Origin of the sequence: Promicromonospora sp. AC04 (assembly GCF_003058225.1) — a bacterium.
Lineage (GTDB): Bacteria > Actinomycetota > Actinomycetes > Actinomycetales > Cellulomonadaceae > Promicromonospora.
Genome location: NZ_QBUG01000010.1, coordinates 226,013 through 244,516, shown reverse-complemented (window position 1 = coordinate 244,516; position 18,504 = coordinate 226,013). Strand labels below are relative to the sequence as shown.

Below are 18,504 nucleotides of genomic sequence, written 5' to 3'. Positions count from 1 at the left end.
CCTACCGGTTGTGCTCGGTAGATTTCTTACCTGCTGGCGAACCGACACGCGACCCTCACGAGTCGAGCCAGGCGATCGGTCCGGGCTCGCCGTCAGCGCTGCGAGGCTGGAGCTGGACCTTCCCCTTGTCGCCCAGCATGACCGGCACCGGCCCGCCAGTATCGGACTCTGCGGGCGCCTCGACCACGGTGGTGGTCGGCACGAAGTCCATGGTGCAGATGCCGTTGCTCGGGGGCACGAACGTCACGGTGAGAACGCCGTCCGCGGCGGCGACGTCGGCGCCCTTGCCGTCCGAACCCGAGCCGATGGTCGCCGCGGGCTCCGCGATGGTCGGGCACGAGCTGGACCCGTTCGTCACGACGTAGAGCAGGCCGGGCTCGGGCGCCCAGGCCACACCGGCCGTCGAGTCCGTGCTCCCCTCCAGGCCGGGGGGCAGACCGCGCCCGGAGCTACCGGCGACGATCTCCATGTCGGCGGCCTCCGGCAGCGTGCCGTCCTCGCCCGCGCCGTCGGACGGGCTGGGGCTGGTCATGTCGCTCTCCTCGGTGGACGGGGTCGTGGCCGCGGTCAACGAGTCCCCTTCGGACCCGCCGACGTCGGACTGCGCGCACCCCGACAGCGCGAGCGCCGCCGTCACGCTGATGCCCAAGGCCGTCGCACCAGCACGTGCCAGTGCCCGTGCCGCCGTGCCTGACCGGTTCATCCGCCTGATCTCCATGCCCAGATCCTTCCACTCGCCTCTGACCCCACTGGGTGAGCATCGCAGGATTGCGACGCCTCCACCCCTTGTCATGTGGCGAGGCCCCCGCCCCTTGCACGACGACCAGATCGAAAAAGGTCAGGTGACCAGCAGTCCGAGCTGCCGATCACCTGACCCTCTACCGATCACCCGCGGCGTCAGCCGTCACACGCGGGCCGACGAGAAGCGCAGCTTCTCCGGGGTGGCGTCCGCCGCGGTCTTGCGCAGGAACGCCCGGCGGTGCACGGAGAAGGCGTTGCGGTCGTCGAAGAAGTCGCGCGCCATCTCGGCCAGCTCGATGGTCTTGTAGTACGACAGCGGCCGGTCGGTGGCCCGGCGCTCCGCGCGCGCGGCGAGCATCCAGCCGAGCGTGGCGGGCTCCTCGTAGCCCTGGGCCGCCGAGGACAGCCAGGTCGTGAACTCGCCCCACTCCCGCGGCCCGACAGCGCTGATCAGCCCGATGCGGGCCGCCTCGGCCACCGAGATCGGCAGCTTGCGGGACAGGAGCAGCGACGCGCGGTGGTCCCCCACGCGCGCGGGCATGCTCCACGAGTGCAGCTCGGAGCCGTAGATCCCCATGTCGTAGTACGGGTTGAGGACCACGCCCTCGCGGGCGAGCGTGACGTCCGCGCACAGCCCGGCCATGACTCCGCCCGCACCCGCGTTGGCGGTGAACGCGGCGACGGTGAGCTGCTCGGCGGTGGCGATGGTGAGGCACAGCTCGTCGATGGCGCAGATGTTGTCCCAGGCCTCCGCGGCCGGGTCCGGCGACGCGTCGACGGTGCCCAGGTGGATCCCGTTGGAGAACGCGTGCTCGGTGCCCTTGATGACGAGCACCCGGGTGTCCTCGGTGAGGGCCTTCTCCAAGGCGCTCGTCAGCCGGCGGCACTGCTCCGTGTACATCGCCCCGCTGTAGGAGCGGATCGTCAGGTACCCGACGGCGCCGTCGCGCACGTACGTCGTCTCCGCCATGGCGTCCGGGACGCGGCGGAACGGGGCGTTGCTCGCGTCGATCACCTGCGCGGCGGGGAGCTTCGCGCCGCGGCGGCCGCTCAGCTCGGCGGCGTAGCCCACCCAGAGGGTGCCGACGCCGCAGGCGATCGCCACGGCGTCGAGGTTGCGGCCCACCACGGTGCCGGGCGGGGCGCCGGTGTGCTCCGCCGACGCGAAGGCGTCGAACACGCAGACCGACCGGCCGTTCACGCCGGCGGGGGCGCCGGGGGCGCCGTCGGCCGCGGCAACAAGCCGTTCCAGCTCGGCAGCGGGGCGGCTCCAGTCGACTCGGAAGTCCTCGCGGCGCAGCAACGGCAGCTCACCGCTGACGGGCACGATCCGCAGGCAGGCCTCCGCCGGGATCGGCCGCTCGCCGTCGGCCACCTTGCGGACCACCTCGCCGATGCAGGCCATCGCGGCGTCCGCGACGCGGCTGTTGTAGAGGGCGCTCTTGGCGATCGGCTGGTCGGGCATGTCGAAGACGGCGGTGGCCCACACCGGTCCGGCGTCCAGCTCCTCGACCGCGGACAGGGCGGTGACGCCCCACCGGTCCCGGCCGTCGCGGATCGCGTGGTCCAGCGAGGACGGCCCGCGGTCACCCACCGGACCCGGGTGCACGATGACGGTCGGCCAGCGGTCGTAGATCGAGTCCGGCACGCGGTGCTTGAGGAACGGGCACAGGATCAGGTCCGGGTCCGCACGCTCGACGGCGCGGGTCATGGCGGCGGCCGACTCGAACGTCGGGGCGAGCTCGACACCGACGTCGTGCCCCTGCTCCCTCAGGGAGCACCAGACCCGCTGGGTGAGACCGTTGAAGGCAGAAACCAGCAGGAGGATCCTCATCGGGCGGTGGACTCCTTGTCGCACGGAAAAGCTCTGGGGGCGCCCCGCAGCCTAACCAGGGACGGCAATCGGGACAATGTGCCTCGGTGGTTCAGTATCACCCGCGCGAAATCTTCACAGGCGCCGGACCATCTCGGGCGGCTCACCCTTGCGGGCGCAGGGCTATCGCCATGGCCTCCAGCGCCAGGAGTGGCGCCACGTTGCCGTCCAGGCGGGTGCGGGCCACCCCGATGGAGTCCATGCGCCGCACGGTCTGCTCAGGGGTGGAGTCGGCGGCGAGCGCGCGCACCGTGTCGGCGAGCTCCGCGTTCACCAGCTCGACCTCCGCCCCGAGCTGCACCACGAGCACGTCCCGGTAGAGGGACAGCAGGTCCACCATCGCGCGGTCGAGCACGTCGCGCTGGTGCCGCGTGGCGCGTCGCTTCTGGTCGTCCTCGAGCTGCTTGAGCTGCGAGCGCAGGCGCGGTGGCAGCGTCTCGCCGTCGGCCACGCCCAGGGCGCGCAGCAGCTCGGCCTTCTCGACTGCGTCCCGCTCCTGCGTGGCCGACACCGCCTCCGCCTTCGCGACGTCCACGAGCTCGCCCGCGGCGAGCACGGCGTCGCCGACGCCGCGGATGCGCCGCGCGATGCTCAGCACGGCCGTACGCCGCTCCCGGGCTCCGGCGTCGCGTGCCAGCCGCTTCGCGAGGCCGACGTGGCTCTGCGCCGCCCGGGCCGCGGTCAGCGCCACCGCGGGGTCCGCGCCGTCGCGCCGCACCAGCAGGTCGGCGACCGCCTGCGGCGGCGGGACGCGCAGCACCACGGCGCGGCAGCGCGACCGGATGGTCGGCAGCACGTCCTGGGCCGACGGCGCGCACAGCACCCACACCGTGTGCGGCGGCGGCTCCTCGATGACCTTGAGCAGGACGTTCGTGGTGCGCTCCGCCATGCGGTCGGCGTCCTCGATCACTATCACGCGCCACCGGCCGCCCGACGGCGACCGCGACGCGGTCATGATCAGGTCCCGCACCTCGTCGATGGTGATGACCACCTTCTCCGTGGCCAGCAGCGTCACGTCCGGGTGTGTGCCCGCCATGGTCGTGGTGCACGCCTGGCAGACGCCGCACCCGCCCTGCGGGCACTGCAGCGCGGCGGCGAAGGCGCGCGCGGCCACCGACCGGCCCGACCCGGGCGGCCCCGTCACCAGCCACGCGTGCGTCATCGCGGCCGGGTTGGCCACGGCGCCCTGCAGCGCGGCGACGGCGGCCTCCTGCCCGACGACGTCGTCCCACACCGTCATGAGGGGTCCTCGCTGCCGGTCCTCGCGACGCTGGTGGCCTCGTCGACCACCGGCGTGAGGCCCAGCCGGGCCGCGACGTCCACCCGGATCTGCGCCTGGATGTCGTCCACCCCGGCCGCCGCGTCGATGACCACCCAGCGCGCCGGGTCCGCCGTCGCGCGCTGGAGGAACGTGTCCCGGACCCGGGTGTGGAACTCGAGGCCGGCGCGCTCCAGCCGGTCCAGCGCGCCCTTCCCCTCCGCGGCGGCGCGACGGGTCGCAGCGGCCCCTGGCTCGAGGTCGAGCAGGATCGTGATGTCGGGCCGCAGGCCCTTGGTGGCCCACAGGGAGATGTGCTCCACCTCCGTGTCGGGCAGGTCCCGCCCGCCGGACTGGTAGGCGACCGAGGAGTCGATGTAGCGGTCGGTGATCACCACGGCGCCGCGCCCCAGCGCGGGCCGCACCACCGTCTCGACGTGGTGGGCCCGGTCCGCGGCGTAGATGAGCGCCTCGGCCCGCGGGCCCATGTCCTGGCCGTGCATGACGGCGGCCCGCAGCTCCTTGCCGAGCGCGGTACCGCCCGGCTCGAACGTGAGCACGACCTCGCGGCCCGTCAGGTCCGCCAGCCAGTCGCCGAGGAGGCGCGACTGGGTCGACTTGCCCACGCCCTCGCCGCCCTCGAAGGAGATGAAGTAGCCAGGTGCATTCACGCCGCAACCCTAACTGCGACCGCCGACATCGACCGGTCGGACCGACCTGTCAGGTCTACGGGTCCACTCAGGTGACCCGAACGTCAGACACCCGAGGTGCTCCATCGAAGTCGGCCAACGCCAGGACGTCGCCGCTCAAGTCCTCTATTGCAACTCCAGTTACTATTGCTGGAGTTGCACTAGGCGACGCGTCAACGCCGCAAGCGGCGGCCCGTCACCCGGGTGGGTGTGATGCGCACCCAGGTGTCCCTCGTGTCGTCCAGGTAGCTGATCAGGTTGGTCGACTCGGCGGCGGCGATGTCGGCGTCGGTCTCCAGGATCTCGGCCGTGCCCTTCACGACGACGCTGTACGCGATCTCCGGGCCCCACTGGTCGACCTCGAAGGCGACCTTCTCGTTGATCGCGACCTCCGCGACCTTGGTGCCGGGGATGGTGTGGAAGTAGATGGCCCGGCCCGCCGTGGCGAAGTTCAGGGGGAAGATCTCGGGCTCTCCCGCGACGGCAGTGCCGAGCCGCCCGATGGGCTGCATCGAGAGGAACTCCCAGCACTCGTCCTCGGTCATCGGCGTGATGCTCTGCTCGTTGTCGGTCATATGTCCATCGTGCGCCGTGCGCGCGAGCGACGCTCAGCGAGATCCACCACCGGCCTCATCGGTGTCAGGCGTGCGGGTCACCCGGGTGACCCGCACGCCTGCCCGTCCTACTTCGAGGTCGACGCCTTCTTCGCCGGAGCCTTCTTCGCGGCCGGCTTCTTCGCGGCCGGCTTCTTGGCCGTCGTCGACCGGGTGGTGCGCTTCTTCGCCGGCCCCTGGGCGCGCTTCTCGGCGAGCAGCTCGATCGCGCGCTCGGCGGTGATCGATTCCGGGGTGACGTCGCGCGGCAGGGTGCGGTTGGTCTCACCGTCGGTCACGTACGGGCCGAACCGGCCGTCCTTGACCTGGATCGGCTTGCCGCTGGTCGGGTCGTCGCCGAGCTCGCGCAGCGGCGGCGTCGCGGTGCGCCCGCGGCCCCGCTTGGGCTGCTTGTAGATCTCCAGCGCCTCGTCCAGGGTGACCGTGAACATGGCCTCCTCGGACGGCAGGGTGCGCGAGTCCGTGCCCTTCTTCAGGTACGGGCCGTAGCGGCCGTTCTGCGCAGTGATCTCGTCGCCCGACTCCGGGTCGGTGCCCACGACCCGCGGCAGCGACATGAGCTGCAGCGCGTCCTCCAGGGTCACCGAGTCGAGGGCCTGCGTCTTGAGCAGCGACGCCGTGCGCGGCTTGGGCAGGGCGGCCAGGGCGCGCTTCTTCGCCGCGGCCGACAGGTCGGGGTCGAGGTCGGGCTCGGGCAGCTGCTCCGTCACGTACGGGCCGTACCGGCCGTTCTTCGCCACGATCGGGTTGCCCGACTCGGGGTGCGTGCCGAGCACGCGGCCGTCGTCGGCCCCGGCGGCGAGCAGTTCACGGGCCTTCTCGACGGTCAGCTCGTCGGGCGCGATCTCGTCGGGCACCGAGGCGCGGGGCGGGGTCTTGCCCTCCTCGACCTCGGCCGCGAGGTCCTCGATGTACGGGCCGTAGCGGCCCACGCGCACCCGGATGCCCTCGCCGATGTCCACGGAGTTGATCGCCGCGGCGTCGATCTCGCCGAGGTTCGCGACGAGCGCGCGGAGGCCCCCGCCCTCGCTGTCCACGCCGAGCTCGTCGGACGTGCCGATGTTGCCCGGGACCTCGCCGAAGTAGAACTCGCGCAGCCACGCCACCCGCTCGCGCGAGCCGGCGGCGATCTCGTCGAGGTCCTCCTCCATAGTGGCCGTGAAGTCGTAGTCGACGAGCCGGTCGAAGTGCTCCTCCAGCAGGCGGATCACCGCGAACGCGAGCCACGTCGGCACCAGCGCCTGACCGCGCGTGATCACGTAGCCGCGGTCCTGGATGGTCGAGATCGTCGCGGCGTACGTGGACGGGCGGCCGATGCCGCGCTCCTCCAGCGCCTTGACCAGCGAGGCCTCCGTGTACCGGGCGGGCGGCGTCGTGGAGTGGCCGTCCGCGGCGAGGTCGGTGCCGGCCAGCGCGTCGCCCTCGGCCATCGTCGGCAGGCGCGTCTCCTTCGCCGCGGCGCCCTCGGGCGCCTCGGTGTCGGCGTCCGCACCCTCCTCGTACGCGGCGAGGAAGCCGCGGAACGAGATCACCGTGCCCGACGCCGAGAACACCGCCTCGTTGCCGTCCTGCGCGCCGCCGGTGATGGTCGCGCCGAGCCGGACGGACGCCGTCGACCCCTTCGCATCCGCCATCTGCGAGGCCACGGTGCGCTTCCAGATCAGCTCGTACAGGCGGAACTGGTCGCCACTGAGCTCGCCGGCGACCTGCGCCGGGGTGCGGAACGAGTCGCCGGCGGGGCGGATCGCCTCGTGCGCCTCCTGGGCGCCCTTCGCCTTGCTGGCGTACAGCCGGGGCGCGCCCGGCACGTACTCGGGGCCGTACAGCTCGGCCGCCTGCCGGCGCGCCGCGTTCGTGGCCTCGGCCGACAGCGACGGGCTGTCGGTACGCATGTAGGTGATGTAGCCGTTCTCGTACAGGCCCTGCGCGGTACGCATCGCCTGGCGCGACGACATCCGCAGCTTGCGGCCCGCCTCCTGCTGCATGGTGGAGGTGGTGAACGGCGCCGCGGGACGGCGCGTGTACGGCTTGGTCTCCAGGCTGCGGACGGCGAAGTCGGCGGCCTCCAGCCCGGCGACGACGGCGTTCGCCGTCGCCTCGTCGAGCTGCCGCACGCCGGTGCGGACCTTGAGCCGGCCCCGGTCGTCGAAGTCGCGGCCCGAGGCGACCTTGTCGCCCGCGAGCTGGGTGAGCCGGGCGCGGAAGGAGGGCTGGCCGGAGGTGGCCGCGCCGCCGTCGTCCGCCACGGCGAAGGTGCCCGCGACGTCCCAGTAGTCCGCCGAGACGAACGCCATGCGCTCGCGCTCCCGCTCGACCACGAGGCGCGTCGCCACGGACTGCACGCGGCCCGCGGACAGGCCCTGGCGCACCTTGCGCCACAGGACCGGCGACACCTCGTAGCCGTACAGGCGGTCGAGGATGCGCCGCGTCTCCTGGGCGTCCACCAGGTCCTGGTCCAGCTCGCGCGTGTTTTCCAGCGCCCGGAGGATCGCGTCCCGGGTGATCTCGTGGAACACCATGCGCTTGACCGGGACCTTGGGCTTGAGCTCCTGGATCAGGTGCCAGGCGATGGCCTCGCCCTCGCGGTCCTCATCGGTCGCGAGGAAGAGCTCGTCGGCGTCCTTGAGCGCTTTCTTGAGCTCGCTGACCTTCTTCTTCTTGTCCGCGTGGACCACGTAGTACGGGTCGAACCCGTTGTCCACGTCCACGGAGAACTTGGCGTAGGGGCCCTTCTTCATCTCCGCGGGCAGGTCCTTGGGCTGCGGAAGGTCGCGAATATGCCCGACGCTGGCCTCGACCTCGTAGCCGTCGCCGAGGTAGCCCTGGATCTTTCGAGCCTTCGTGGGCGACTCCACGATCACGAGCTTGCGTGCCTGGGACATCCGGTCCTGCCTGCTTCCTGCGGGGTCTGGGGAGGTGCGCCGAGTGGCGTTGGAGAGTTCACGGTACGCCAGGCGCGACGGATCGCACCCTATCCGGGCTGACCGCGCGTTGCCCGGCAGTCTCGCATGACCGTTGTGATTTTCACCCGTGGCACCAAAGACGGTTGGAGCGTCACACGAGCCACACGGTGTCTTCAGGCGGCTCCCCTACGGTTGAGACCATGACCGACCCCACCCTTCCGCTGCCCGAGCTGCCGCAGCCCTCGCGGGGCCGGGTCGTCGGCACGGCCAAGGGCTACACGCCGCCGGCCGCGCCCGCTCCGAAGGCCCGCAAGGCCGGCCCGGCGCGGCCTCCGGCACCGCGTCCGGCCAGCCCGCCCCCACCTCCGGCGTCGGGCAGCGTCGGTAGCCCGATGCCGGGGCGGACGGCGGGGCTCCGGCCACGGCTGCAGCCGCGCATCGCCGCCGGCGTCGTCGCCGTGCTCGCGCTGTGGGGCGTGTGGGCCACGTGGGACACCTTCGTCGCCTCGGAGCGCGGCCAGCGCGCCGACCAGCTCGCGCTCGAAGGCGCCGCCCGCGGGCAGGGCGTGCTCTGGGACCTCGCCGAGCCGGTGCTCGGTGTGGTGTCGAACACGTTCGTCGGCCTGGGCCTTGCGGCCGCGGTGATCCTCGCGCTGGCCCGCGGCCGCTGGTGGCTCGCGGGGCAGGTGGTGATCCTCGTGGCCGGGTCGAACCTCACCACGCAGGTGCTCAAGCACGTGGTCCTCGACCGGCCTCCGCTGCTCGACATCGCGCGCGCCGACATCAACACCCTCCCCAGCGGGCACACGACCGTCGCCGCGTCCATCGCCGCCGGCCTCCTCATCGCGGTGCCCCGGCGCTGGCGGCCGGTCGTCGCGGTCGCGGGCGCCGTCTACACGGGGGCGACGGGGGTGTCGACGCTGGTCGGGCAGTGGCACCGGCCCTCAGACGTCGTCGCCGCCATCCTGGTCGTGCTCGCCTGGAGCGCCGGCGTCTGCATGCTGAGCTCGTCGTCGTCCCTGGACGAGCCGCGGGGCGGTGTGGAGCCCGGGTCGTCCGGCGCGGCCGGCCTGCTGCTCCTCGGCGCGGTGGTCACCGGGGCGCTCGCTCTCGGTGCGCTCGGCAGCGTGCGCGGGTACGGCTGGGCGCTGCCGCTCGGCGGAGACCTCACCGCGTACATGGGCGGGATGCTCGGGGTGGCGGCCGTGACCCTTGGTTCGTTCGCGCTGATGCTGCTCGTGCGCCAGTCGACCGCGCGCCCCTGAACCCCGCCGGCCCCGTGAAGTAGGCCAGGGCGAGACAGGCACCGCAGGAGGCTGCGGTTCTGTCTCGCCCTGGCCCTACTTCACGTTCGGCGGATCAGGCCGTCACGGGGTGTCGTAACCGCCCGTGTAGGAGCCCGAACCGGAGTACGCGTCTATGACCCAGCGGTAGGTGCCCGACGTGCCCGAGTACGTGACCGTCTCGTCCGGAGCCGAGGTGATGCCCTGGGCCACGTCGGTCCAGGTGCTGCCGCTCAGCTTCTGCAGGTAGAGGTCGAAGTCCACCCCGCTCGGCCCGTCCAGGCAGCCACGGAACGTGCCCGAGGCTGCCGAGAACCCGCTGGCCGACGGCTTCGCGTACGCCGAGCCCGAGGCGGCGGTGCCGCTGAAGGTGGACTCGTAGCCGGTGCAGCCCGTCGGGGTGCCACCGCCACCGGTGACCAGCGAGACGCCCGCGGCGCTGAGCGCCTCGTTCACCGGCTGGAAGTAGGTGGTGCCGCCCGAGGAGCAGTTGCCGGAGCCACCCGAGGTCATGCCCTGGGCCTGCGAGCCCGCGAGCAGCGAGCCGCCCGAGTCGCCCGGCTCGGCGCACACGTTGGTCCGGATCAGGCCGGAGACGGTGCCCTCGGCGTAGGTGACCGACGCGTTCAGGGCCTGGATGGTGCCGCAGTGCCAGCCGGTCGTGGAACCGGAGCGGCAGACGGTCGCGCCGACGGCGGCCGCCGTCGAGCCCGCGACACCCACGGTGCCACCGGAGTAGTTGTTGACGGAGCCCACCGGGGTGTCGTCGGTGCCGGTGTTCACGTAGCTGTAGTCGTTGCCCGGGAACGACGACGTACGGAACGTGCCGCTCGGCGAGGTAGTGGTGTTGCCGACGTCGCCGCAGTGGCCCGCCGACACGAAGCCGCCGGTGGCCGAGAAGCCGACCGAGCAGCGCGACCCGCCGATGTAGTACGCGTTACCGCCGATCACGTTGATGAAGGTGCGGGGCATCTCCGTCACCTCGACGAGGGAGACCGAGCCCGCCGGGATCCCGGCCTGCTTGACGGCGGCCGCGACGGCCGCCTTGGCGCCCTTGGCCACCTCCAGGACCACCGCGTTGGACGCGACGTCGACGTAGGCGCCGGCGACCTTGGCGTCCGGCGCTGCCCGGAAGGCCTTCGTGGCGAGCCGGTCGAGCTGGCTCAGGGACTTGTCGACAGCGACCGCCGTGGCGCCGGCGGCCCGGACCTCGGCCGCTCCGGCCTTGTCGGTGACCGCGACGAACAGCTCGGTGCCGTCCACCCAGGCGCCCGCGTAGCCCGTGTCGAGGGCCTTGGCGATGGCGTGCTGCTTGTCGGACAGGGCTTCGTCGGTCTTGAGGCGGGCCACGGCCTGTGAGGTGGTCAGGCCGAGGTCACGCTCCATGGCCGCGACCATGCCCGGGGCGTAGCTGGAGACCTCGGGCTTGTCGGCTCCGGCGGCTGCGCTTGCGGTAGCAGCGGTGATGCTGCCGGCGAGGAGCGTCGCCGCGGCGGTAGCCACGGTGATCGCCTTGAAGGATGTGCGTCTCATGTCCAGCGACTCCTGTCGTCGGGGCAATGGATTCACCCAGTGCGGCACAGCGTAAGGTCGCTTTCAGGTAACTCCCAGATACCGTTTAGGACATATCGGAGCAATATGCGGACATACCACGAAGCAGGTAGGGGACTTCCCTACCTGCTCCGCGGCCCGACGGACCGTCCGCGCTCAGCGGCGCGTGCGGGTCAGTTCGTCAGGAGCGACACACCTGCCGCGCTCAGCGCCTCGCCCACCGGCTGGAAGAAGGTCTGGCCACCGGACGAGCAGTTGCCCGACCCGCCGGAGGTCATGCCCTGGGCCTGCGAGCCCGCGAGCAGCGAGCCGCCCGAGTCGCCCGGCTCCGCGCAGACGTCTGTCTGGATGAGGCCGAAGACGCTGCCCTCGGCGTAGTTAACCGTGGCGTTGAGCGCCTCGATGGTGCCGCAGTGCCAGCCGGTCGTGGAGCCCGAGCGGCAGACGGTGGCGCCGACGGCGGCCGGCGTCGAACCCTGGACGGCGACGGTGCCGCCGGCCCAGTCGTCCACCACGCCGACCGGAGTGTCCGTGTCGACCGAGACGTAGCTGTAGTCGCTGCCCGGGAACTCGGAGACCTCGAAGGTGCCGCTCGGCTCGCTCGCCGAGGAGCCCACCGAACCGCAGTGGCCGGCCGACACGAAGCCGCCGGTGACGGCGAAGCCGACCGAGCAGCGCGCGCTGTCGTCGATGAAGTACGCCTCGCCACCGATCACGTCGGCGAAGGTCCGGGGACGCTCCGTCGCCGCGGTCAGGGAGACGGCGGAGGCGGGCACGCCGGCCTCGGCCACGGCGGCCTCGACGTCGGCCTGTGCGCCCTCGACGACGGAGACGACTATCTCGTTGGTCTCCACGTCCACGTGGTACGAGGTCACGTCGGCCGGGGACAGCGCACCGTCCAGGTCGGCCGTCCAGGCGTCGAGCGCCTTGAGCGAGTTGTCCACGGTCACGGGGGTGGCCCCGGCCGCGCGGACGTCGGCCGCCTCTGCGGCGTCGGTCACCGCGACGTGCAGGGCGTCCGTGCCCTCGACCCAGGCACCGGCGTAGGACGCACCGAGTGACTTCTCCAGGCTCTGCTGCGTGTCGGCCAGGATCTCCTGGGCCTCGAGCTGGGCCACGGCGTCCGCCGTGCTCAGGTTCAGGTCGCGCTCCATGGCGGCGACGAGGCCCGGCGTGTAGCCCGCGGCTGCGGACTCGACGTCGGACGGTGCAGCTGCGACGGCGCTGATGGTGCCGGCAAAGAGGCCCACGGTGGCTGTTGCCACGGCGACGCCCCGGAGGGAAGTACGTCTCATCTCCAGCGACTCCTTGGGTCGTAGAGCGGGTGAATATCCACCCACGGGCGACTTTTCACCCGCAGCGCCACTGTAGGAGGAGACGGACGTCACGCCCAGATCACACTCAGGTCATACATATTTCCTATGGAGGGCAAACCACGTACGTGCCCGCGCGGATCCCACGCACGACGGGTCAGGCGCACAGATCACCGGAGCGACCTGTACGCCTGACCCGTCGGGGGCTGTGGTCAGCCGAGCATCCCGTACATCGCCAACCACTGTTCGTACTGCGGACTGCGCCGGACGGCGTCGCGGTGGGCGCGGTGAGCGGCGCCCTCGACGGCCTCCAGGTCCACGCGCAGGTCGGCGTCGTGCCGCCAGCCCAGGTAGTGGGTGCGCCGCAGGGGCGCGCCGGAGAGAGGCACCGCGACGACACCCGTCGGGTCCGGCTGGCCGGGCTCCACGAGCGCGACGGCGCGCCCCGCCCGCACCTGGTCGACGGCGGTGGTCCACCCGGCCTCACCCATGCCCCGTGGCGTGAACCCGGCGCGCACGCACGCCGACACGAAACACTCCTCGAGGCAGCCGTACGACGGCACGCAGAGCCACTGCTCCTCGGACAGCTCGGCGAGCGAGACCTCGGGCTTGCCCGCGTACGGGTGGTGCTCGTCGAGCAGCACGAACATCGGGTCGGTGCAGACCCGGGTCCACGCGACCTCCACGGCGGCCGGCGGCGAGACGTCCGAGCACATCCCCACCAGCCCGACGTCGATGGTGCCCCGGGCGAGCCGGGACGCGACGTCGTCAGGCAGGTGGGGCATGGCCGTGGTGACCTCCGCACCGGGGATGCCGATGTGCAGCTGGTTGACGAACAGGCCACCCAGCCCCGTCCCGGTAATGCCGACCCGAACGGTCTCGCCGTGGGCGACGTCGCCGTTGACGAGGCGCTCGGCGTCTTCGGCGAGGGCCGCCATGGCGGGGAGAAGCACGCGAGCGTGCCTGAGTACCAGCTCACCGAGCTCCGTCGGTCGCGCACCGAAGCGGTCGCGGACGAAGACGTTCCCGCCCAGTGACCGGTCGATGCGGTTGAGCTGCGCAGTCAACGCCGGCTGCGCGATGCCGAGGGCGGCGGCCGCCTTTGTGACGCTGCCCGACTCGGCAACAGCGACGACCATCCTCAAGTGCCGCATGTCGAGTTCCACACGGTGGAAAATATCTGTCATAGGCGCAGATGTCTCTGATATGGACAAAATTTATCGGTCCGCGCGACCGACCGTTACGTCCTGGAAACGGAAGAATTCCCGCGCGCCGGTCGGAACGTGACCCATATGTCTCATTCTTCCAGGAAGCCGTCACGAACCAGACCACGAACTGCCGGGAACAGCTCAGCGGCAAGGGCGTCCGCCGGGACCTCGAACAGCGCCGCGAGCGCGCCCACGATCTGCCCCACCGTGAGCTCGCCGTCGCACGCGCCGACCAGGGCCGCGAGCGGGCTCGACGCGTGCACGCCGCGCCCCAGCCCGTCCCCCTGCCGCAGCACGACGACGTTCGGGTCGGCTGCCCCCGGCGTCAGGTAGCGCTCCTCCGTGACGTCAGCCGCCGTCACCAGGTGCGCCGCTGCCAGCGCCGCATCGTCGCGGGCCGCGAGCCAGTCGTGCCCGGCGAGGCTGCGGGCGATGTGCGCCCCGAGCGGCTGGCGGACCGATCCGGTGTGCTCCTCGAGGCGCCGCAGCGTCACGGCCCCCGATGCGGGGCGGCGGAGGGTGACGATCCCGAAGCCGACCGCCTCGACGTCCCGGGACGCGAAGTCGTCGAGCCACGCGCCGTAGGCGGCGGCCCAGGCCTCCGGCTCGCGGTCGGGCGTGGTCCCGCCGTCGCGGATCCAGGTCTCGGCGTACTCGGCGGGATCGAGCACCTCGCGCTGGATGATCCAGCCGTCCAGGCCGGCCTGGTCGAGCCAGGTGCCGACCCGCTCGGTCCACGGCTCGCCCCGGCGATGCTCCCAGTTGGCCAGGAGCTGGGCCGTGCCGCCCGGCGCGAGCACGCCGCCGACGCCGAGGACCAGGTCCCGCACCAGGTCGTCGCCCGCCCGGCCGCCGTCGCGGTACTCGTAGTCGCCGAGTGCGTCGGCCACTGCCCGGCCGGCCGCGCCGGCGTGCGGGGTGATCACGAACGGGGGGTTCGAGACGACGAGGTCGAACTGCTCCCCCGCCACCGGCTCCAGCATGGAGCCGTGCCGCAGCTCCACCTCCGCCCCGGCGGGCAGGTTCAGCGCGACGTTGAAGCCCGCGAACGACAGCGCCCGCCGCGAGATGTCGGTCGCCACCACCTGCCGGGCGTGCCGCGCCGCGTGCAGGGCCTGGATGCCGCAGCCGGTGCCCAGGTCGAGCACCCGGCCGGTCGGGTTGCGCACCGTGACCTGCGCCAGCGTCAGGGACGCGCCGCCGGCGCCGAGCACGTGGTCGGTCGCCAGGCGGCCGCCGGTCGCGAGCTCGCCCAGGTCGGAGGCGAGCCACCAGCGCGCGTCGCCGACGGCGTCGGCGGAGGCATAGGGGCGCAGGTCCACGACGGCACGCACCTCGTCGTCGTCCCCGGTGCCCTGGGCGGCGACCAGGCCCAGGCGCTCCGCGCCCGCCGCCCCCGTCGCGGGCAGCGCCCGGTCCAGCGCGGCGCGCGGCACCGCCGCGCCCAGCAGGAACAGCGCGGCCAGGGTCGCGCGCGGGTCGCGGTCCGACGGCGGCTTGCCGTCCACCGCCGCGGCGACCGCCCGGCGCGCCGGCAACGCCTGCTCCCGGTGCAGCGCGGCCGCGGCGAGCGGGCCGAAGAGGTCCTCGACGCCGTCGACGTCGTAGGCGGCGGAGACGAGGTCGTCGCGGAGGGAGGCGACGAGGACGGGGTCGGTCACAGGAGGCTGCACGAGCCCATCCTGACGGGCTACTGGTTGCAGTTCGAGTTGACGTAGGCGGAGATGGTCTCGAACGCGCTGACCATGGCCGCGGTGTCGAGCTCCTCCTGCGCGCCGCCCACTGCCGAGATCACCGCAGGGCCGTCGTTGGCCTTCACCTTCTCGATGTTGTTCGCCACCGTCGAGTAGTAGGTGAAGGCGACGGCCCAGTCCTCCGAGATCGCCCCGGGCGGGGTCACGCCCTCCATGGCGTTGCGCGCGTTGACGAACCCCTTGCGCAGGGTGTCGGGCTGGTCCTCGACCATCCCCGACTGCGCGTTGGCGGCCTGCGTCCACGCCATCTGCGTCTGCGCGCACGACGCCGCGTCCGCCGACGGCAGGGAGCCGCCCGTCTGGTAGAGGTTCATGCCCCAGCCCGTGCCCAGGCCCAGGACGGCGGCGAGGACGCCCGCCGTCACGAGCACCAGCGGCTTGTCGAGCGCCTTGGGCAGGCCGCGGCGCAGCGACTTCTTGATCTTCCGCTGCTGCGCCGTGCTGGGGGTGGGGATGCGCCCCTTGGGGCCTTTGCCCGACTTCGTGGACCCGGCCTTCTTCGACCCGGACTTGCCCGGCCGGACGGGCGGGGCGTCCTCCAGGAGGGGCTCCGGCAGCGGCTCCGACAGCGGATCGGGCGAGAAGTCGTCGGCCACGGGACCCGCGTTGAGCGGGAAGCCGCCGGCGGGGGTGGGCGCGGGTTCGCTCTTCGGCGCGCCCTTGGTGCCGGACTTGGCGCCCTTGCCCTTGGACCTGGTCTTGCTGGGCTTGCTGCTCTTGCCGCCGGCGTTCTTGCCGCGGCCGCGGGGCACGGCCGGCTCTGCCGCCGCGACGGAGCCCCACGGGTTCGCGTCGGCGTCGCCGTCGCCGTCCGACACCGCGGGCGCCGGCACCGGCCCCCAGACGGAGCCCGTGCCCTCCTCGACCGAGGCGGGAGCTGCGGGAGCGGCTGTGCTCGCGCTACCCCACGGGCTGGGCGTGGCGTCGTTCTGCGCGAGCCCTTCGGCCCACTCGAGGGCGCTGGCACTGGGTGCGGCCTCGCCGGCCGCGAGGCTCTCCGCCCAGGTGAGCGCATTGCTTGCAGGGGGACCTCCAGCGCGGGAAACAGCACGACCGCCCCGCGAGCCCTTGCGCCGTGTCGCACTCATAGCCGCGAACTTTACCCGCATCCCCCACCAGGACAGGAGGGGCAATCGTGTGATAGGTGACGAACGGTGGGTGAAGTTGCTACGCGTTCAGGTAGGCGATGCTCGCCCAGAGCACGACGGCGACGATCGCCACGACTCCGATGGCGAGCGTCAGGAGACCCCAGTCGCGCGCGCGGCGGGACGCCTTCCGGGCCTTGTCGTGCTCCTGCGCCTTCCACAGGGAATTCACGCGTGCCGCGTTCACGATGGCGATGATTCCCGTGGGCCAGAAACAGAAGATGGTCACCAGAACGGCGAACACGAGATACGACCGCGGCGGGTACTGGAGCTGCGCCGGGTAGGTATGGACGTTGACGTTCACGGGCGCACGCGGTCGGCCCGGGACTACGGGTGGTATGTCCGAGCTGCTCATGAAGGTCCCCCTCACCTACGTAAAGGGAGAACTTAGTCCAATTTTGGTGATTTGTTGAATGCCCAGGTCAGCCGGGTATTTTGCGCAGTACCTCACGATAGAAATGCACACCGCGGCCCAGGGAATCAACGCTCAGGTGTTCGCCGGCACCATGGATCGACTGCCGTTGCTCACACGTCATGACGAACGGGCTGAATCGGTAGACGTGGTCGCTGATCGGCGTGAAGGTGCGGGCGTCGGAGGCGGCCAGCATGACGTACGGCACCACGAGCGCGTCCGGGTACGACGCGCCGATCGCCTCGCTCAGCAGCGCGAACTGCTGGCCGTCCGCGGGTGAGACCTCGCTGGGCTCGCTGCTCTCGACGACCTCGATCTCGACCTTCTTGTCGCGGATGGCGCGTCGCAGCCGCTTCACCGTCCGGTCCACCGTGTCGCCGAGCGCCACCCTGACGTCGAGGTGCGCGCGGGCCGTCGACGCCGCGACGTTCGCGCCCGCGCTGCCCTCGAGCTCGGTGACCGCCACTGTGGTGCGGACCGTAGCCGAGGCCTCGGGGCCGCCCCCTGCCAGCACCCAGGCCGCGAGCTTGCTGAGCGGCCCGGAGGCCACCTTGGTCACGACCCTGAGGAACGTGCCCTTGAGACCGGTGGCGCTCGGGGCCACCCGCCCCAGCATGTCGACGGTGGGCGCGTTGACCCTGGCCGCGAACCGGCGTCGGCCCACGCGGGTCACCGCGCGGGCGAGGCGCGTGGTCGCGGACCGCCGGCCGGGCGTGGCGGCATGGCCGCCGACGTCGGTGGTGTACAGGTTGACCCCGACCAGGCCCTTCTCCGCGACGCCGACCAGCGCCGTCTGCCGGTCGAGCCCGGGGAAGACGTCGGTCACGACGGACCCGCCCCCGTCGATCACGAGCCATGGGCGCACGCCGAGCTCGTACAGGCGGCGGACGGCGATCTGGGCCGACTCCCCCGTGGTCTCCTCGTCCGCGCCGAAGAACAGCCAGATGTCGCGCTCGGGCACGAAGGACTCACCGAGCAGCGTCTCCACGGCGTCGAGCACCGCGACGAGCGAACCCTTGTCGTCGAGCGTGCCGCGGCCGTGCACCACGCCGTCGCGGATCTGGCCCGAGAACGGGTTGTCGGCCCAGTCCATGCCGTCGACCGGCGCCACGTCCTGGTGCGCCACGAGCACCACGGGGTAGGGGTGCAGCACGTCCCGGCGGCCCCGGCCCGGCCAGCGGTAGAGCAGGCCGTGGTTGCCCGCCGGCTCGCTCTGCAGGGCGTGCACGCGCGGGTAGAACGTCGCCAGCGCGGCCCGGTGCCGGGCGAACGCGTCGTGGTCGACGTACTGCGGGTCCCACGCGGACACCGTCGGGATCTGGACGAGCGAGGACAGGTGCCCGGCCGCGATGAGGCCCGCCGAGGCGTGCCCCTCGCCGTACGGCTCCGCCGGGACGAAGGAGGACGAGCCCGGCTGCTCGGACAGCACGGCGTCCGGCGCCGCGGGCTGCTCGGCGACCGGCTGTCCCTTCTTGTCCGGCGCGTCCTTCTCCGGCGCGGCGGAGGGCGCCTCGCGCGCGTCCGGCGTCCTGGACGCGGCTCGCACGGAGCGCGCGAGCGACGTGTCCGGGCGCGTCGCCGAGAGCAGCGTCGACGCCGCCGGCGTCGACGCTGCTTGCGGGCGCGCCTCAGGTGTCGGCTCGACGGCGGGCGACGGCGCCCGCTGGGCTGACGTCTTCGCGATCATTTCGGCCGTGACCTGAGGGATGGCCTCGGTCGGGTCGATGTCGGCACTCACGGGACCTTCTCCTGCTCCGGGT

At 72.3% G+C, this 18,504-nt stretch carries 14 protein-coding genes; 1 reads left to right on the top strand and 13 read right to left on the bottom strand.

The features are described 5' to 3' along the window. Positions 1 to 55: 55 nt before the first annotated feature. From C8K30_RS24155 to topA, 6 genes are all read right to left on the bottom strand, one after another. The gene (locus tag C8K30_RS24155) at positions 56 to 718 is read right to left on the bottom strand and encodes a hypothetical protein (RefSeq protein WP_108495437.1); all 663 of its coding nucleotides are present in this window, start codon (positions 716 to 718) and stop codon (positions 56 to 58) included. A gap of 186 nt (positions 719 to 904) precedes the next feature. Beyond that, the gene (locus tag C8K30_RS24150; protein ID WP_108495436.1) at positions 905 to 2,575 is read right to left on the bottom strand and encodes an enoyl-CoA hydratase-related protein; all 1,671 of its coding nucleotides are present in this window, start codon (positions 2,573 to 2,575) and stop codon (positions 905 to 907) included. Positions 2,576 to 2,717: 142 nt separating this feature from the next. Further along, positions 2,718 to 3,854 (bottom strand): DNA polymerase III subunit delta', encoded by a 1,137-nt coding sequence (locus tag C8K30_RS24145; RefSeq protein ID WP_108495435.1) that lies wholly within the window; start codon positions 3,852 to 3,854, stop codon positions 2,718 to 2,720. Next, positions 3,851 to 4,543: a dTMP kinase gene (gene tmk, locus C8K30_RS24140; RefSeq protein ID WP_108495434.1), complete on the bottom strand. Its 693-nt coding sequence runs from the start codon at positions 4,541 to 4,543 to the stop codon at positions 3,851 to 3,853. The genes C8K30_RS24145 and tmk overlap by 4 nt, the downstream gene beginning before the upstream one ends. A 191-nt stretch (positions 4,544 to 4,734) precedes the next feature. After that, a complete protein-coding gene (locus C8K30_RS24135) occupies positions 4,735 to 5,136 on the bottom strand; it encodes a pyridoxamine 5'-phosphate oxidase family protein (protein WP_108495433.1) in 402 nt (133 codons plus the stop codon). Between the two features lie 107 nt (positions 5,137 to 5,243). Then, positions 5,244 to 8,057 carry a type I DNA topoisomerase gene (gene topA, locus C8K30_RS24130; RefSeq protein ID WP_108495432.1) on the bottom strand — a complete coding sequence of 938 codons (2,814 nt, stop codon included), beginning with the start codon at positions 8,055 to 8,057 and terminating at the stop codon, positions 5,244 to 5,246. A 221-nt stretch (positions 8,058 to 8,278) separates the two neighbouring features. Here topA and C8K30_RS24125 point away from each other — a divergent pair, with 221 nt between their 5' ends. After that, positions 8,279 to 9,343, top strand: coding sequence for a phosphatase PAP2 family protein (locus C8K30_RS24125; RefSeq protein ID WP_233257404.1), 1,065 nt, complete (start codon positions 8,279 to 8,281; stop codon positions 9,341 to 9,343). Between the two features lie 102 nt (positions 9,344 to 9,445). Here C8K30_RS24125 and C8K30_RS24120 read toward each other — a convergent pair whose 3' ends face one another. The 7 genes from C8K30_RS24120 to C8K30_RS24085 form a co-directional block, all read right to left on the bottom strand. Continuing rightward, positions 9,446 to 10,894: a S1 family peptidase gene (locus tag C8K30_RS24120; RefSeq protein ID WP_108495431.1), complete on the bottom strand. Its 1,449-nt coding sequence runs from the start codon at positions 10,892 to 10,894 to the stop codon at positions 9,446 to 9,448. Between the two features lie 191 nt (positions 10,895 to 11,085). Beyond that, positions 11,086 to 12,207 (bottom strand): S1 family peptidase, encoded by a 1,122-nt coding sequence (locus C8K30_RS24115; RefSeq protein WP_233257403.1) that lies wholly within the window; start codon positions 12,205 to 12,207, stop codon positions 11,086 to 11,088. 230 nt (positions 12,208 to 12,437) lie between these two features. Then, the gene (locus C8K30_RS24110) at positions 12,438 to 13,379 is read right to left on the bottom strand and encodes a LysR family transcriptional regulator (RefSeq protein ID WP_233257402.1); all 942 of its coding nucleotides are present in this window, start codon (positions 13,377 to 13,379) and stop codon (positions 12,438 to 12,440) included. A 143-nt stretch (positions 13,380 to 13,522) separates the two neighbouring features. Further along, complete coding sequence (locus C8K30_RS24105; protein WP_199230672.1) at positions 13,523 to 15,106, bottom strand: methyltransferase; 1,584 nt, start codon at positions 15,104 to 15,106, stop codon at positions 13,523 to 13,525. 17 nt (positions 15,107 to 15,123) lie between these two features. Then, entirely contained in the window at positions 15,124 to 16,275 is a 1,152-nt protein-coding gene (locus tag C8K30_RS30785; RefSeq protein WP_158281112.1) for a hypothetical protein, read from the bottom strand. A gap of 79 nt (positions 16,276 to 16,354) precedes the next feature. Continuing rightward, on the bottom strand, positions 16,355 to 16,687 hold the full coding sequence (locus tag C8K30_RS24090) for a CD225/dispanin family protein (protein WP_108495427.1): 333 nt from the start codon (positions 16,685 to 16,687) through the stop codon (positions 16,355 to 16,357). Between the two features lie 67 nt (positions 16,688 to 16,754). Further along, the gene (locus C8K30_RS24085; protein ID WP_199230671.1) at positions 16,755 to 18,482 is read right to left on the bottom strand and encodes a M20/M25/M40 family metallo-hydrolase; all 1,728 of its coding nucleotides are present in this window, start codon (positions 18,480 to 18,482) and stop codon (positions 16,755 to 16,757) included. Between the last annotated feature and the right edge of the window lie 22 nt (positions 18,483 to 18,504).

Excerpts from the sequence above, each read along its gene's own strand:
- topA (WP_108495432.1), bottom strand. The coding sequence starts at position 8,057 with ATGTCCCAGGCACGCAAGCTCGTGATCGTGGAGTCGCCCACGAAGGCT.
- C8K30_RS24145 (WP_108495435.1), bottom strand. The coding sequence starts at position 3,854 with ATGACGGTGTGGGACGACGTCGTCGGGCAGGAGGCCGCCGTCGCCGCG.
- C8K30_RS24090 (WP_108495427.1), bottom strand. The coding sequence starts at position 16,687 with ATGAGCAGCTCGGACATACCACCCGTAGTCCCGGGCCGACCGCGTGCG.
- C8K30_RS24150 (WP_108495436.1), bottom strand. The coding sequence starts at position 2,575 with ATGAGGATCCTCCTGCTGGTTTCTGCCTTCAACGGTCTCACCCAGCGG.
- C8K30_RS24125 (WP_233257404.1), top strand. The coding sequence starts at position 8,279 with ATGACCGACCCCACCCTTCCGCTGCCCGAGCTGCCGCAGCCCTCGCGG.
- C8K30_RS24110 (WP_233257402.1), bottom strand. The coding sequence starts at position 13,379 with ATGCGGCACTTGAGGATGGTCGTCGCTGTTGCCGAGTCGGGCAGCGTC.
- C8K30_RS24115 (WP_233257403.1), bottom strand. The coding sequence starts at position 12,207 with ATGAGACGTACTTCCCTCCGGGGCGTCGCCGTGGCAACAGCCACCGTG.
- C8K30_RS24135 (WP_108495433.1), bottom strand. The coding sequence starts at position 5,136 with ATGACCGACAACGAGCAGAGCATCACGCCGATGACCGAGGACGAGTGC.
- C8K30_RS24155 (WP_108495437.1), bottom strand. The coding sequence starts at position 718 with ATGGAGATCAGGCGGATGAACCGGTCAGGCACGGCGGCACGGGCACTG.
- C8K30_RS30785 (WP_158281112.1), bottom strand. The coding sequence starts at position 16,275 with ATGAGTGCGACACGGCGCAAGGGCTCGCGGGGCGGTCGTGCTGTTTCC.
- C8K30_RS24120 (WP_108495431.1), bottom strand. The coding sequence starts at position 10,894 with ATGAGACGCACATCCTTCAAGGCGATCACCGTGGCTACCGCCGCGGCG.